The 15,180-nt window shown below is 40.4% G+C and carries 14 protein-coding genes; 7 read left to right on the top strand and 7 right to left on the bottom strand.

The window, feature by feature from the left end:
- Window positions 1–14 precede the first annotated feature (14 nt).
- Window positions 15–425 (top strand): DUF5675 family protein, encoded by a 411-nt coding sequence (locus K333_RS0102615; protein ID WP_024989035.1) that lies wholly within the window; start codon window positions 15–17, stop codon window positions 423–425.
- Here K333_RS0102615 and K333_RS0102610 read toward each other — a convergent pair.
- Window positions 415–2,409 (bottom strand): outer membrane beta-barrel family protein, encoded by a 1,995-nt coding sequence (locus tag K333_RS0102610; protein ID WP_161624547.1) that lies wholly within the window; start codon window positions 2,407–2,409, stop codon window positions 415–417. The two genes, K333_RS0102615 and K333_RS0102610, sit on opposite strands and share 11 nt — an antisense overlap.
- A gap of 264 nt (window positions 2,410–2,673) precedes the next feature.
- On the opposite strand from K333_RS0102610, the gene K333_RS11745 reads away from it, so the two are divergent.
- Complete coding sequence (locus tag K333_RS11745) at window positions 2,674–4,107, top strand: sensor histidine kinase (protein ID WP_051230841.1); 1,434 nt, start codon at window positions 2,674–2,676, stop codon at window positions 4,105–4,107.
- Window positions 4,107–4,829, top strand: a complete 723-nt coding sequence (locus K333_RS0102600; protein WP_024989038.1) for a response regulator transcription factor — start codon at window positions 4,107–4,109, stop codon at window positions 4,827–4,829. Before K333_RS11745 ends, K333_RS0102600 begins: the two co-directional genes overlap by 1 nt.
- A 265-nt stretch (window positions 4,830–5,094) precedes the next feature.
- Here K333_RS0102600 and K333_RS0102595 read toward each other — a convergent pair whose 3' ends face one another.
- The 4 genes from K333_RS0102595 to K333_RS0102580 all read right to left on the bottom strand — a co-directional run bounded on the left by K333_RS0102595 (window position 5,095) and on the right by K333_RS0102580 (window position 9,283).
- Complete coding sequence (locus K333_RS0102595) at window positions 5,095–5,574, bottom strand: C-GCAxxG-C-C family protein (RefSeq protein ID WP_024989039.1); 480 nt, start codon at window positions 5,572–5,574, stop codon at window positions 5,095–5,097.
- Window positions 5,575–5,651: 77 nt separating this feature from the next.
- Complete coding sequence (locus K333_RS0102590; protein ID WP_024989040.1) at window positions 5,652–7,385, bottom strand: acyl-CoA dehydrogenase family protein; 1,734 nt, start codon at window positions 7,383–7,385, stop codon at window positions 5,652–5,654.
- A gap of 3 nt (window positions 7,386–7,388) precedes the next feature.
- Entirely contained in the window at window positions 7,389–8,411 is a 1,023-nt protein-coding gene (locus K333_RS0102585) for an electron transfer flavoprotein subunit alpha/FixB family protein (RefSeq protein WP_024989041.1), read from the bottom strand.
- Window positions 8,412–8,413: 2 nt separating this feature from the next.
- The gene (locus K333_RS0102580; RefSeq protein WP_024989042.1) at window positions 8,414–9,283 is read right to left on the bottom strand and encodes an electron transfer flavoprotein subunit beta/FixA family protein; all 870 of its coding nucleotides are present in this window, start codon (window positions 9,281–9,283) and stop codon (window positions 8,414–8,416) included.
- Between the two features lie 243 nt (window positions 9,284–9,526).
- Between K333_RS0102580 and dnaG the strand changes: the two genes are divergently transcribed.
- Genes dnaG through cls form a run of 4 tightly spaced genes read left to right on the top strand, consistent with a single transcriptional unit; the run spans window position 9,527 to window position 13,802 of the window.
- A complete protein-coding gene (gene dnaG / locus K333_RS0102575; protein ID WP_024989043.1) occupies window positions 9,527–11,455 on the top strand; it encodes a DNA primase in 1,929 nt (642 codons plus the stop codon).
- A 22-nt stretch (window positions 11,456–11,477) separates the two neighbouring features.
- On the top strand, window positions 11,478–11,810 hold the full coding sequence (queD, locus tag K333_RS0102570; protein ID WP_024989044.1) for a 6-carboxytetrahydropterin synthase QueD: 333 nt from the start codon (window positions 11,478–11,480) through the stop codon (window positions 11,808–11,810).
- Window positions 11,797–12,378: a 7-carboxy-7-deazaguanine synthase QueE gene (locus K333_RS0102565; RefSeq protein ID WP_027452296.1), complete on the top strand. Its 582-nt coding sequence runs from the start codon at window positions 11,797–11,799 to the stop codon at window positions 12,376–12,378. The genes queD and K333_RS0102565 overlap by 14 nt, the downstream gene beginning before the upstream one ends.
- Entirely contained in the window at window positions 12,378–13,802 is a 1,425-nt protein-coding gene (gene cls, locus K333_RS0102560; protein ID WP_027452295.1) for a cardiolipin synthase, read from the top strand. The genes K333_RS0102565 and cls overlap by 1 nt, the downstream gene beginning before the upstream one ends.
- Window positions 13,803–13,835: 33 nt before the next feature.
- Here the strand turns inward: cls and K333_RS0102555 are convergent, their stop codons facing one another.
- Together K333_RS0102555 and K333_RS0102550 are read right to left on the bottom strand one after the other, a co-directional pair.
- The gene (locus K333_RS0102555; RefSeq protein ID WP_027452294.1) at window positions 13,836–14,366 is read right to left on the bottom strand and encodes an RsmD family RNA methyltransferase; all 531 of its coding nucleotides are present in this window, start codon (window positions 14,364–14,366) and stop codon (window positions 13,836–13,838) included.
- Window positions 14,363–15,178 (bottom strand): DUF3822 family protein, encoded by an 816-nt coding sequence (locus K333_RS0102550; RefSeq protein ID WP_024989045.1) that lies wholly within the window; start codon window positions 15,176–15,178, stop codon window positions 14,363–14,365. Before K333_RS0102550 ends, K333_RS0102555 begins: the two co-directional genes overlap by 4 nt.
- Window positions 15,179–15,180: the final 2 nt, after the last annotated feature.

Raw genomic sequence — 15,180 nt, 5'->3', positions numbered from 1 at the left:
TGGGGTAGGGAATCATGAACATAGATATCTTTCGTATTGCGCTGCGCTCGGATTATACCATTGGCAGAATGTATATCAATGGTGTGTATCTCTGTGACACGCTGGAGCTACCTGAGAATATCGCTTTGGGCAAACCTTGTATTCCCCGTGGCACTTATGCCGTACATCTCACGATGTCGTCGCGTTTTCACAGAATATTGCCTCAGCTGATGAATGTTCCGGGCTATGAGGGCATCCGTATCCATCCGGGCAACACGGTGAAGGATACGAGGGGCTGCATCCTTGTAGGGTGGAACTTGGAGAAGGGGCGACTCGACAACAGTAGGGTTGCCATGGAGATGCTAATGCGGAATCTAAGGACCGCAAACTATAAAGGCGAAGTAATCATGCTTCGCCTTCTTTGGTTGATTCATTCTAATTTTTAAATCTAGTAGTATCTATCTTTTTTCTTTCTTTCTTTTCGTAATTCCCAAAGTTATAAGAGAAAGTAATACCCATCTGGCGGTAACATGAAAACTTCATATTCAAGTTTTGTCCACAATAATTTATGATAGGATTTATAGAAGAAGTTTCAAACAAATCATTACAATACAATTTTATGCTTGCCTTTTTCTTAAGGAATTTATACACAATATTAATATCTACATTACCAGAAGATGGTAGGTCATATATAGCTTGTATTGCTTTAGTGCGGAATTTACCATCTAAACTAAGAAATAGTCTATCAGTGATCAATTTAAATGTATTCCTTATATTCAACATACTCCATAATATACTTCTATTAAATGAAATGTCATAGTATTGACTGCATTTTTCATTCTGCCATACAACCATCATTGAAGTTCTAAAATTCCAGAACCTTTTAATATCCGACGAAAATGAGAAACTAGACCCTATTTGTCTTTGATAATCAAGATTCAAGCACTTATAGGTTATTGTCAGTCTATCTGGCTGCTGATATTGAGTCTGAATAAAATAATCATTATTATAATTATACCACAGTAGAAAATTATATTTACGATGTAAAAGGTATTCTATCTGTAAGCTATATTCATCAGACGGCTTTAACATCGGATTGCCAACAATTTCATTGTATCCACCATTTGAGTAATCTGAGAAATTCCCACATTTCCAGTATTCAGGAAAGGTCCTGTCACTGCTAAAGCCGAACTGTAAATAGTGGGTACTATTAGGAGAATACGTAAGTATTGCGGTTGGATATAATCTCCACTTATGCCAAGAAAAATTATGATAATATCCGGCAGCTAAAGACAACTCTAATTCGATATTCTTATTAAGATTCATTTCAGTTCCAGCAAAGATATCCAATATATGCTCTTCATGTCGACTATTAATATCAGAGAAATGAGATACAGTATTTTCTCCTGTTTCTTGATATTCCTGCCAACTATTATCAACACTATGTATATAAGATAATCCATAATTCATATCAAGAGATTCTGAAACCTTGAAGTCATGACTGAAATCAGCAGTCCATCTCCTTATTCGTTGTTGTTCGTTTGATTTGAAATTAAGAACACCTGTTGGGAGTACACTTGTAAGATTCTGCGATGAAGGCGTCTTGTAATAAGTATATTCCAGATTAGCGGTAATACCTATAGGTGAAGAAAATGATAAACTCATATCATGCAGGAAATTCGTTGAAGTCGGTATATTATTTGAATTAATATTACCCACTAGGTATTCGCGAGAATTGTTATTATTATAATTTCCATTATAAGTAAATGCTATATTATTTTTATCTTTCCATTGATAATTTAAATCAAATCTCCAAAGATGAGAATTGTTTATTTTTTCTAGGGTTTCTAGTGTTGAGATATTATGGACACTATTGTCGTTAAGTGTATGGATTGATGTTTCATACGTTGTCCCATAATTATCATTATGACTGTAATTATATAAAAGATCTAGCGAGAATCCTTTATCTTTATATATTATATTGCTACCCTCTACAAAACTTGCATCATGCTCTTGAATATATTTTGAAATTAAGTTTCCCTGAAAAGTATTTTCTTTCTTTATTTCTTGGTCCAATACGATATTGATCACAGAACCTCTAACCTGATATTTGGCAGGAGCCGTATACAGAACTTCTGATGACTTTAACCTATCAGCAGGAAGAGCTCTTAAATATGAATAGAGTTGTTCTGAAGACATAGAAGTTTTACGCCCATCAATTAATATTGTGACGCTCTTTCCGGCTAATGTTAGACCATTATTTAATTCTTCTACTGTAGGTATAATTTTCAATGCATCATACACATTATCAACACCCTTGCTTTCAATGAGTTTATTCATGTCGTATGTGAGCTTCCCTTTATTTATCTTTACGATAGGATGCTCACCGCGAATCATTACTTCTGGTAAATGATGTATTATACTATCCATTCTTATAGAATCATTTGTTTGTGCGATGCATTTATTATACATGGACGCACAAATGAACAATAATACGGAAAATCTCATGATATTCATTAATTTAGTTCTGGTGCAAAAGTATTTATTATTATCCAATCATCTAGAAAGCTGCGAGTTATCTAGACTTAAAGTGTCTGTTATTTAATGTTAAGTAAGTAACAAATTTTGATTAAACCACTCAACATCCTTGTTTTATATTCCTTTTTTTGAGTTTTCTTTTTTAACTTTGCATTTATGAAAACTAGATATATTGTTGTTTCTGTTATCATTTGCCTGTTATTACTAATAGGCTATCAGCTTTTCTGGCTATTTCGTTTCTACGAAGAACAAGATAGCGAAATACGCCAAAAGGTACAAAGAGCTATAGAAAATAGCGATTATGGAGAAATGGTAATTAGAGCAAAGAAAATAGATCATAGTTTATCATCTTACATTTATTTAGGAGATGATTATGAAAATAAAAAGTTAATAAAGAGCGAACATTATATTCAACATAAGAAAGAATATGAAATAGAAACAAGAAAATATATCTATGAAGTAAGTAATGATCTAACACGTAATAACAGCACGAACAAAAGATTTGAAATAGATAGCATAAAGAATCCATTTAATGATTTATCACATAGTTTACGGGCTAGTTTGCATCAGACCTTAGATCGCATGAAGTTGCCAGATCTTAAAATCTTTTATGATCTATTGACAAGAGAATTATCTAAACAGGGAATCCAACAAGAGATTAGGATAACATTGTTATCTCATGATGGACATATATTATCCGAAATTAATGGAGATAAAATCAAGAAATCAGATAGTAATTCATTATTCTTACTGGAATGTTGTAATAATGGATTAAGATACAGAATTGTTATACCATCACTTGTTACAATAGTATATAATAGAATTGTAGGTATTGTAATCATCTCTGTCTTAATTATCATTATGCTATCAGCTATTCTCTGGTATCTTATAAGAACGATAAATAGCATGAAGGAACTGGATGAGATGAAATCCGACTTTACGAATAACATGACTCATGAATTAAAAACTCCTATAGCCATTTCGTATGCTGCAATTGATTCATTGATAAATTATTCAGATGTTTTCGACGAACAAAAGAAAATTCAACTTTATAAAATAACACGTCAGGGACTATCACAATTAAGTGAATTGACTGAACAAATATTATCGATGAGCATGGAGCGTAGAAAAAATATGAGCCTTTCCATGGATAATATTAAAATAAAGCCTATTATAGAGTCTACAATTCAACCTTTCTGTATAAATAAGAAGCATTTTAAATATACCATTGAAGTTTTACCGGAAGATGCTGTTGTATATGCTGACAAACAACACTTGCAACATATTATAAGTAATTTAATAGACAATGCTATAAAATACTCAAGAAATGACTTGCATATATATATTAAGGCAAAGAATAATGAAATGTCTATTTCTGATAATGGAATAGGCATTTCATCAAGCAATATTCCATATATATATGATAAATTTTATAGAGTCCCCAACAATAACAGACATGATGTAAAAGGATATGGACTCGGATTATATTATGTTAAGCAGATTATGAATAAAATGAAAGGAGATATTGTCGTTGAAAGTGAATTAGGAAAAGGAACCACTTTTACTTTGTTTTTTAAGAACAAAAGCTAATGGATAATAATATTAAAGTTTTACTCGTAGAAGATGAACAAATGTTGTCTTCTATCATTAAGGATACACTTGAACCATTAGGATTCAAAATAGTAGTAGCAGGGAATGGTTTATCTGGTTTAAAATTATATGATACTTTTAAACCGAATATCATCGTATCTGATATTATGATGCCTCAAATGGATGGCTTCGAGATGATAAGAAAGTTGCGAACATTTGACAAGATAACTCCCGTCTTATTTCTAACTGCGAAATCTGGGGTAAACGATGTTGTTAATGGTTTCGAACTTGGGGCTAATGACTATTTAAGAAAACCTTTTGGAATACAGGAATTAATAGTAAGGATAAAAGCCTTAGTTTCTAGAACTTATTATGATCATAAGAAGTTGGTGGACAATGATGTTATAGATGACAATTGGATTAATATTGGAAAATATACTTTTAATCCTTCTACACAGCAACTAGTTCTTAACGGGAAAATCAAAACCTTATCTTATAGAGAAAGTCAAATCTTATATTTCTTATCTAAAAAGCAATTTACTGTAATAAAGACAAATACTTTATTAATGGAATTGTGGGGGGATGATAGCTATTATAATTTAAGAAGTTTGCACGTATTCATTACTAAGTTGAGACATATGCTTTCTGATGACAAAAATGTTGAAATCGTAAATGTAAGAGGAATTGGTTATAAACTTGTTACTATTAGTCAAAGTGACTAAAACGACGTCTCCCTTCCTACCTATTGGTATAAGAAAGAAGGTATGAGGATGTGCCTACATCGTTAGAAAAGAATAAAAGATATGATGACAACTGAAATACCACAAATATGGCATATAAATACCATGATATAGTGATTTATAGTATCTATAGTTTGTGTTATCTTTGCAATTAGTTGGTATAGAAACCAACTTAGCCATATTAAATGATTGAAAATGTTAGTTCAGACTGTATGTTGACAGTTGGATAGGAAGAATCTCGGTGAGATTACTTCCTATTTTTTTGTTCCAGATATTCTGCGAAGATACGGGCTGCGCTCTCTACCTTTGCGGCACATGGACGTGTCTTGTAATATTCTGCGGTGCGCTCAGAAGCTATATAGTTGCTTGTTGCCTTCTCGTGCCCCTTAAGGCCCAGAATCTCTGCACAGATGATAGAGCCATTCTGTTGCTTAGATTTTGCTAACAACTCCTGTACCACTTTGTAGCAGGCCGACTTACCTTCTCTGTCGGCACCTTCAGTCTGTCCACAGTCAAGTCCTACAAGGACGACAATGCCCGATACGGCACCACACATCATTCTCATTCTGCCTACACCTCCACCGAAGCCGGCACCAATCTTCTTGGCCATCGTGTCGTCTAAGCCATATAGGTCGGCAAAGGCTGCAACGACACTCTGACAGCAACCGTATCCTTGCATGAAGTTGTCAACGGCACGCTGTACACGTTGTTCTAAATCTTGTCTCATGTTCCAATATCGATAATTAAAAAAGACAGGGCGTAATTAAATGTTACGTCCTGTCTCTATGATTGCTATGATGTGAATTACTCTGCAACTTCGGTTTCTGCAGCTTCCTCAGCTACGAAACTTGAAAGGTCATCGGCATTGAAAGCCTTAACATAGGCTGCGTGACCGATAACTTCTTCCTCTGCCATGCGAACATAAACGTTGGCACTCTTCTTGAAGAGCTCCGGAGCCTTGCTTGCATCGGCGATGATGAGCAGTGACATGATGATGTCTGCTGTCATATCGTAGAGACGACGTGCAAGGAAGTCGTGCTCGTCCTGGTTAGCGTCTGCCTTAACCTTCTCGATAGCCTCTTCGTAAGTGGCAACGAGTTTGGCAATACGCTCCTTCAGAGGTTTCATGCAGTCGCATACTTCCTCTTCGAGCATCTCCTTCATGATGTTCAGATAGGTTCCGTTAGTGATGTAACGTACAGCTGCTACTACCTGCAACTGGGTTGTACCCTCATAGATAGAGAAGATACGTGCATCACGGAACAAACGCTGACTCTTATACTCCATGATGAAACCAGAGCCACCATGGATAGAGATGGCGTCGTATGCGTTCTGATTAGCATATTCTGAGTTCATACCCTTAGACAGTGGAGTGAAGGCGTCAGCCAAACGACTGTACTGCTTCATTTCCTTGCGCTCTTCAGGTGTAAGCTTGCGCTCACGAGCGATGTCTTCAAGGGCTTTGTAGATGTCTACATAGCGTGCTGTCATGTAAAGGAGTGAACGGCCGGCATCCAACTTAGCCTTCATGCGAGAAAGCATATCGTAAACAGCTGGGAAGGTGATGATCTTCTTACCGAACTGTGCACGCTCCTTGGCATAGGCAAGACCCTCGTTGTAGGCTTCCTGCTCTACACCGACACTCTGTGCTGCGATACCCAGACGGGCACCGTTCATCAATGCCATGACGTATTTGATAAGACCGAGCTTGCGGTCGCCACAAAGTTCTGCTTTGGCATTCTTGAATACAAGCTCACAGGTAGGTGAACCATGAATACCCAACTTGTTCTCGATATGACGTACTGTTACGCCACCGTCCTGCTTGTCGTAGATGAACATAGAAAGACCACGACCATCGTGGGTGCCTTCCTCAGAACGAGCCAATACCAAGTGAATATCAGAGTCGCCATTGGTGATGAAACGCTTTACACCATTCAGGCGCCATGTGCCGTCCTCATCCTGTGTGGCCTTCAGCATGACACGCTGCAAGTCGGAACCTGCATCTGGCTCGGTCAAGTCCATTGACATGGTCTCACCGGCTGCGATGCGAGGAATGTACTTCTGGCGCTGCTCCTCAGAACCGAACTCATAAAGAGTATCGATACATGACTGTAGTGACCATACGTTCTGGAAACCGGCATCGGCAGCAGAGATAATCTCTGATGCCATGGAGAATACTACATTAGGAATGTTGAGACCGTTGTAGCGACGAGGCATAGAGATACCCCAAAGACCGGCCTTGCGTGTAGCATCGAGATTCTCGAAAGTTTTGCTAGCATAGATCATGCGACCATTCTCTAGATGTGGACCTTCCTGGTCTACACTCTCTGAGTTTGGTTCTATGATATTTGCTGCAACATCACCGGTGATGTCGAGCAGGCGCTTGTAGTTTTCGATAGCGTCCTCGTAGTTTACCGGTGCATCGTCGAAATTATCTTTGTCTGCGTAGTTGCGCTCCTTGAGGTCAACGATACGCTTCATCAGAGGATGGTTCAGGTGGAACTCAATCTCTGGATGATCTGTATAATAGTTTGCCATAATTTACTTAGAATTCTGCTTGTAATACTTAATGAGCTTTGGAACTACTTCTTCTACATTGCCGTTGATGACGTAGTCTGCAATCTTGTTGATAGGTGCATCCGGATCGTTGTTGATACTGATGATGATACCTGAGTCTTGCATACCTGCAATGTGCTGAATCTGACCAGAGATACCACATGCGATATATACCTTAGGATGAACGGTGACACCGGTCTGACCAATCTGACGGTCGTGGTCTACCCAACCTGCATCTACGGCTGCACGACTTGCTCCAACTTCACCGTGAAGTTCTTTAGCCAACAATGCCAATTGCTCGAAGCCTTCCTTGCTGCCGACACCATAGCCACCGGCTACAACGATAGGAGCTGACTTCAGATTGTTCTTGGCTGCCTCTACATGGCGGTCGATAACTTTAACGACATAGTCGGTGGTAGGTACATATTTTGCAACTTCAGGATATACGACCTCACCTTTAGCTTGACCTTCGTAGATTGCCTTCTGCATAACGCCGGAACGAACTGTTGCCATCTGTGGACGATGCTCTGGGTTAACGATGGTTGCAACGATGTTGCCACCAAATGCAGGACGAATCTGATAAAGTAGGTTGTCGTAGTGCTTGCCGGTCTTCTTGTCATCATAGTCGCCAATCTCCAGTTGGGTACAGTCGGCTGTAAGACCGGAAGTAAGAGATGAAGACACACGAGGACCAAGGTCGCGACCGATAACGGTAGCACCCAAGAGACAAACCTGAGGCTTCTCTTCCTTGAACAAGTTGACGAGAATGTCGGTATGAGGAGCCGATGTGTAAGGGAACAAACCCTCTGCATCGAAAACGAACAATTTATCTACACCATAAGGCAAAATCTGATCTTCTACCTTACCTTTAATGCCGCTACCGGCAACAATTGCATTGAGGTCTACACCAAGTTTATTGGCCAGTTTACGACCCTTTGTAAGCAATTCCTGAGAAACTTCCTGAACGGTGGTTCCTTCTATTTCGCAATATACAAATACGTTATTCATAATTAGCCAATAATCTTTTCGTCCAACAATTCCTTTACGAGGCTCTCTACATCAGCGTCGCTACCTGTAAGAGTCTTGCTTTCCTTAGCCTGGAATACAATGTTCTGTACGGCCTTTACTTTGGTAGGAGAACCTGCCAAACCGCACTGGTCGTAGTCGGCACCACAATCGGCGATGCTCCACTGACCGAGTGTCAGATAAGGACGTGTCTCGTAGAGGTCGCTCCAAGGTTCGTCACCCTTGCGCTCCATAGGGCATGTAGCGTATTTGTACTTCATCACGCGCTTTACATTGCAAGGACGGGCCGGAGCTGCGCTACCGTTTACTGTGATTAATACAGGAAGAGGTGCTACAACAGTCTCTACACCTCCGTCGATGTGACGGCGGATAGTAGCTTTGCCATCCTCAACCTTCAGTACTTCCTCGGCATAAGTAACCTGATTCAAACCAAGTTTCTGAGCTACCTGAGGACCTACCTGTGCGGTATCACCATCGATAGCCTGACGACCACCGAGAACGATATCTACATTACCGATTTTCTCGATTCCCTTTGCCAAGAAATAAGAAGTGGCCAATGTATCGGCACCAGCACTCTTGCGGTCGGTAAGCAACCAACCTTCGTCGGCACCGCGATAAAGACCCTGACGGATGATTTCACCCGCACGTGGAGGACCCATGGTGAGAATTCCTACTGTAGAACCTGGATTCTGGTCCTTGATACGAAGGGCCTGCTCCAGAGCGTTTAGATCTTCTGGATTGAAGATAGCAGGCAATGCAGCACGGTTGACAGTACCTTCGGCTGTCATGGCGTCTTTGCCTACATTTCTTGTGTCAGGTACCTGCTTGGCAAGTACAACGATTCTTAGTTTCATATTTAAAGTTGTTATGATATATAATTTGCAAATCTTATTGGCTTACATGATGAAACAAAGCCGGACGCAAAAATACGGATTTTTTACCTTTTAAGCAAATAATTCTGGCTAAAAATGCACATTCTTTGATTTGCTGTGCACAAAAGTATGCTTTTTCGTTCGGTCTTTTCCTTGTATCTTTATTAAAATAAGGTGTGGACTTTTTGATATTGTGGAATTATTTTTTTATCTTTGCAATTACTTATGATAGATCGTTCGACTATAGATAAAATCATGGAGGCCACAAATATCGTAGATGTGGTTTCTGAATTCGTGTCTTTGAAGAAAAGGGGAGTCAACTATGTTGGACTCTGTCCTTTTCATAATGATAGTCATCCTTCTTTTTCGGTTTCGCCGAGTCGTGGCATCTGCCATTGTTTCACTTGTGGAAAAGGTGGTAATGCGGTAAATTTCTTGATGGAACTGGAACAGATGTCGTATCCTGATGCCTTGAGATGGTTGGCCCGCAAATATCATATCGAGATTCAGGAACGGGAACTTTCTGATGAGGAAAAGCAGAAGGAGAATGAACGGGAATCCATGTTTATCGTCAACGAATGGGCTGCGGATTATTTCCAAGATATCCTTCATAAGGATGTTGATGGATTGGCTGTCGGTATGCCTTACTTCAGAAGTAGAGGCTTTAGGGACGATATTATCAGGAAGTTCAAATTGGGGTTTGCCTTGAATGAGCGCTCTTCTCTGGTTGATGCGGCTACGAAGAAAGGGTACAAGGCGGAATATCTGGTGAAGACGGGATTGTGTGTGCAAAGAGAAGATGGTAAGATTTTTGACCGCTTCTCGGGTCGTGCCATATTCCCATGGTTCGGTGTGAGTGGTAAGGTCGTTGCCTTTGGTGGCCGTGTACTCGATAGTAGGACAAAGGGCGTAAACCAGAAATATGTCAATTCTCCGGATAGTGAGATTTATCACAAGGAACGGGAACTCTATGGTATCTTCCAAGCCAAGAAGGCTATATCCCGTGAGGATTGTGTCTATATGGTGGAGGGCTATACGGATGTGATCTCTATGCATCAATGCGGAATAGAGAATGTGGTAGCCAACTCGGGAACGGCTCTTAGTGTCTATCAGATAAGGATGCTTCGACGTTTCACCCGTAATATCACTTTTATCTATGATGGTGATGCTGCGGGTATCCATGCTGCCTTGCGCGGTACCGATATCGCCTTGCGGGAGGGTATGAATCTGAAGATGCTGTTGTTGCCTGATGGTGATGACCCCGACAGTTTCGCCCGTAATCATTCTTCGGAAGAAGTTAAGGAATATATCAAAACGCATCAAACGGATTTCATCGAGTTTAAGATGAACTTGATGTTGAAGGGAGTTACCGACCCGATCAAACGTTCGGAGGCAATCAACTCGATCGTACAGTCTATTTCGGTAATCACAGATCAGATCATTCGTGCCACCTATATTCATGATTGTGCACAGCGCCTTGGTATCAGAGAAGAAACTTTGATTTCGCAGATGAATCGTTTTATCCGGAGTGGTAAGGATGAAATGGAGAAAGATGCAGCCCGTGCTGAAAGTGTGCAACAAAAAGCTCCTGTGCAAGGGGGAGAGCAGCAGGTGAAGGGGAACGGTCTGGAAAAGAAGGTCGAGAAGATGCTTATCCGGATGGTCGTGCTATATGGTGAAAGGATGATTACCGTTCAAGATAATGAAGGTAACGACATCGAACTTCCGTTGGCTCAGTATGTGGCAATGGATTTGGGCGCAGACAATCTTAGGTTTACCAATGAGATATACAATCGTATCTTGGAAGAGTGTGTGGCGCATCTTGATGATGAGGATTTCAAGGCAGAGACCTATTTTACACAACACTATGATCCGGAAGTCAGTAGGGTGGCAGGAAAACTGTGTGTAAGATTCCAGTTGTCGGAGAGCTTGAAGGTGAATATAGATGCCATGAAACTCAAGAATACGACCATTCGTCTTGTTGTAGGTTTCCGACTGGATTATGTGGAGAATCATCTGAAAGATTTGAAATTTCAGTTGAAGCAACCTGGTATTGATGCAGAGCAGCAGAGGAGTCTCATGGAAGAATATATGAAGATGCAGAAAATCAGAAATCTGTTAGCCCAGAGCTTAGGAAGTAATATTATTAAATAGTATTCATGTAAAGTATAGTTATATGTATTATATAAAGAAAACCTTTGAAATATCGGCAAGTCATCATCTGACCCTTTCTTACAGCAGTAAATGTACGAATGTGCATGGACATAACTGGAAGATTACCGTATATTGTAAGTCGAAGGAGTTGAATAGGGACGGAATGCTCGAAGATTTTACACGTATCAAGCAGGAAATCCACGGTCGTCTGGATCATCAAGATCTGAATAAGATTTTTACTTTTAATCCTACTGCAGAGAACTTGGCCAAATGGATTGTCGATCAGATTCCGACATGTTATAAGGCTGATGTGCAGGAAAGTGAAAACAATATAGCAAGTTATGAAGCGGATTAATGATATCTTCTACTCTCTTCAAGGAGAGGGGCGGCATACGGGAAGGGCTGCGATCTTTATTCGTTTCAGTGGCTGCAATCTGGCTTGTCCGTTCTGTGATACAGATTTCTCCGGCTATCGTGAGATGACGGATGAGCAGATTGTAGAAGAGGTTCTGGAGATGGTCCCTGATAAGGACGGGGTATATCCGATGATCGTGCTTACGGGTGGAGAACCGACGCTGCAGGTAGATGAAAGACTGATCGACCTGTTGCACGAGGCTGGCTTTTGCTTGGTAGCGATGGAGTCGAACGGCACGAAGAATCCTCCTGTTAATCTCGATTGGCTTACGGTTTCACCTAAAAAGAATGTGATGGTGAGGAAATGTCAGGAACTGAAGTGCATCTACGATGGCAAAGAGAAGGTAGAGGATCATGGCATAGAGGCTGATTATTATTATCTTCAACCTTGTGATGTAGGTGATGCCGGGAAAAATGCGGAAATCATAGGACAATGCATTGAGGAAATTAAGAAAAATCCAAAATGGATGCTGAGTTTACAAACTCATAAATTGATAGGATTTAAATAATGATATACATACACTGGACACTGTTAGCCCTATACTTCCTAATCGTTATCGGAACGATGGTTGCTGTACTGATGGATAACCGTCAGCCCGTGAAGACTATTGCCTGGTTATTGGTGCTCTGGTTTCTACCTGTATTAGGTATTATACTCTATTTCTTTTTCGGACAGAATACGCGTAAGGAACGGTTGATAAGTCAACGGTCATTGGACCAACTAACCAAACGGAGTATGTTGGAATATACCGTTCAGGAGAATCTCCGTTTACCGGAAGGTCAGCGCCCGTTGATGCGCTTGTTTGCCAATCAGAGTTTGTCGTTACCTTTCAAGGATAATCGTGTTGATATATATACGGATGGTTATCAGTTCGTTAGTGGTCTGTTAGCCGCAATAGGTTCTGCCCAAGACCATATTCATCTTGAAACCTATATTATAGAAGACGATGCACTTGGACGACTGATAGCCGATGCCTTGATAGATAAAGCCCGTGCCGGTGTTGAGGTGAGACTGATATATGATAATGTAGGGTGCTGGAATGTAAAGAGCAAATTCTTTGAGCGAATGCGTGATGGCGGTATCGATGTTCACTCCTTTATGCCTGTGAAGTTTCCTGCCTTCACGAGTAAGGTAAACTATCGGAATCATCGCAAACTGTGTGTGGTAGATGGAAAGATCGGTTTCATAGGTGGCATGAACATCGCTTTGCGTTATGTGAAAGGGATGCGTCATCAAGGATGGAGAGATACACATCTCAGGGTGGAAGGTAGTGGTGTGTATGCCATTCAGCGAGCATTCCTGATAGACTGGTATTTTGTAGACCGCACATTAATAACAAGTAGGAAATATTATCCGGAAATCAACAAGGACATCTGCAACGACTGTATTATGCAGGTGGTAACGAGTAGTCCGATCACCCAATGGCCTGATATCATGCAAGGATATGTCAGGATTTTGCTTCAGGCAAAAAAATATGTATATATGGAAACCCCTTATTTCTTACCTACCGAACCGATATTGTTTGCTTTGCGTACAGCGGCTTTGGCAGGAGTGGACGTGAGGTTGATGATACCGGAGCATGGGGATGCGAAACTGGTGGAATGGGCTTCAAGGAGTTATGTCTTTGAAGTTGCTGAGGCTGGTGTAAGCGTCTATTATTATAAAGGTGAGTTCAATCATAGTAAGTTGTTGGTGAGTGACGACAGTATTTGTACTTGTGGAAGTACGAATGTTGATTTCCGTAGCTTTGAGAATAATTTCGAATCGAATGCTTTCTTCTATGATGAGGATATGGCTCTGAGGATGAAAAACGTATATCTGGAAGATGAAAAACTGTGTGTTCCATTGAAAAAACTGAAAAATATAAATCATCGTCCATTTGGAGAACGGTTGTGGGAGAGCCTGATCAGGTTGTTGTCTCCGCTGATGTGATGATGATAACCTATAAAACGAAAAAATCTCGATTTATTTAAAAATCGAGAAGTTAACACTGCCATAGGCCCTATGCTCTACAAAACGGGGATGGTCGGAAAAATCATATTGTTTGCCATGTTCGAATACGAAAACACCATCCTCCTGGAGTATATCACTGTTCAATACCAAATCTGGTATTTGTGGTAATTGTTCAAGTGCATAAGGAGGGTCTGCAAAGATGAAATCAAACTTCTGATGGCATGACTTTAGGAATTTGAACACGTCACCTCGAATGAGGATGTCGGTGTCGTCATGGAGTTTCGTGAAACATTCCTTGATAAAACGTGCGTGGTCGCGGTCGCCCTCTACGCTGACGACACTCTTGCAGCCACGACTTACTAACTCCAAGGATATACTTCCCGTTCCTGAAAATAAGTCGAGAGCGGAAGCGTCCTCGAAATCGATATATCCCATCATGACATTGAAGATGTTCTCTTTGGCAAAATCGGTGGTAGGACGTGCCTTGAATGAACGAGGTATATCAAAATGCCGTCCTTTATATTTTCCAGTAATAATTCTCATATCTGTTTTTTGATGTATAATGTGATCAAATCGAAAGGAATACCCTTGATTTCTGTTATCGGCGCACGATTGAACTCAGCGGTCGCATTGATAAAGAACACTTTCTGAACATAAATCTTTAACATACTGACCAGTTCGTCGCGTTCGATAAGGTTGCCTGAAATGTATAGTTCATCCTGATGCACATCGAGATGAAGTTGTTTCCATACATAGAGTAAGAAATAAGCAGCATCCTTGGAATGGGTGACATCGAAAGTGTTGGCATATTTGATTCTATTCTTGTCGAAACAGAAAATATCCAGTTTCTTGTCATGGAAATAGCCATATAATTTATGATGTATGCCCGTAAAACTGCGATGGTGCATATGGTTCCATACAGAAAAAACCGTAGGTTGGAAGCGTACGTCACCGAAATGATCGTCGATGACAAGTTTCAGGTCCTTATTGATGCTGAATACGGCAACAGCATTCAGGTCCGGCAATACAGAATTCAGGATGACATCGTTATCATGGCCCATGAAGGCATGATGATAGAGTATTTCTAAATCTTCCTCTTTGAATTCGTCAATAGGAATCAGTAGAATCGGAGTGTCGAGCAAAACCTGAGCCTTTACATATCCGGCATTCAGCATTTCACTGTCTTTGAAAGCTTCGCGTAAGTTGGCAGCCATAGAAATACCACTCTTTACGACATAAGGTTCGTAACGTACCTGCTTTTCGGTACTTTTATCGATAGCCGAAAAGGATAGAGTATGCCGACTGATTCTTATCGTAAGCCGGGCTGTCTTAACGTTTGTATTGGTTGTTTCCATGT

It is taken from the genome of Segatella albensis DSM 11370 = JCM 12258 (assembly GCF_000426565.1).
In the GTDB taxonomy this organism is placed as follows: Bacteria; Bacteroidota; Bacteroidia; order Bacteroidales; family Bacteroidaceae; genus Prevotella; species Prevotella albensis.
Note: the sequence above shows the minus strand (reverse complement) of the source record. Positions and strands in the feature narration are given on the sequence as shown.

Excerpts from the sequence above, each read along its gene's own strand:
- K333_RS0102615 (WP_024989035.1), top strand. The coding sequence starts at position 15 with ATGAACATAGATATCTTTCGTATTGCGCTGCGCTCGGATTATACCATT.
- K333_RS0102610 (WP_161624547.1), bottom strand. The coding sequence starts at position 2,409 with ATGGATAGTATAATACATCATTTACCAGAAGTAATGATTCGCGGTGAG.
- K333_RS11745 (WP_051230841.1), top strand. The coding sequence starts at position 2,674 with ATGAAAACTAGATATATTGTTGTTTCTGTTATCATTTGCCTGTTATTA.
- K333_RS0102600 (WP_024989038.1), top strand. The coding sequence starts at position 4,107 with ATGGATAATAATATTAAAGTTTTACTCGTAGAAGATGAACAAATGTTG.
- K333_RS0102595 (WP_024989039.1), bottom strand. The coding sequence starts at position 5,574 with ATGAGACAAGATTTAGAACAACGTGTACAGCGTGCCGTTGACAACTTC.
- K333_RS0102590 (WP_024989040.1), bottom strand. The coding sequence starts at position 7,385 with ATGGCAAACTATTATACAGATCATCCAGAGATTGAGTTCCACCTGAAC.
- K333_RS0102585 (WP_024989041.1), bottom strand. The coding sequence starts at position 8,411 with ATGAATAACGTATTTGTATATTGCGAAATAGAAGGAACCACCGTTCAG.
- K333_RS0102580 (WP_024989042.1), bottom strand. The coding sequence starts at position 9,283 with ATGAAACTAAGAATCGTTGTACTTGCCAAGCAGGTACCTGACACAAGA.
- dnaG (WP_024989043.1), top strand. The coding sequence starts at position 9,527 with ATGATAGATCGTTCGACTATAGATAAAATCATGGAGGCCACAAATATC.
- queD (WP_024989044.1), top strand. The coding sequence starts at position 11,478 with ATGTATTATATAAAGAAAACCTTTGAAATATCGGCAAGTCATCATCTG.
- K333_RS0102565 (WP_027452296.1), top strand. The coding sequence starts at position 11,797 with ATGAAGCGGATTAATGATATCTTCTACTCTCTTCAAGGAGAGGGGCGG.
- cls (WP_027452295.1), top strand. The coding sequence starts at position 12,378 with ATGATATACATACACTGGACACTGTTAGCCCTATACTTCCTAATCGTT.
- K333_RS0102555 (WP_027452294.1), bottom strand. The coding sequence starts at position 14,366 with ATGAGAATTATTACTGGAAAATATAAAGGACGGCATTTTGATATACCT.
- K333_RS0102550 (WP_024989045.1), bottom strand. The coding sequence starts at position 15,178 with ATGGAAACAACCAATACAAACGTTAAGACAGCCCGGCTTACGATAAGA.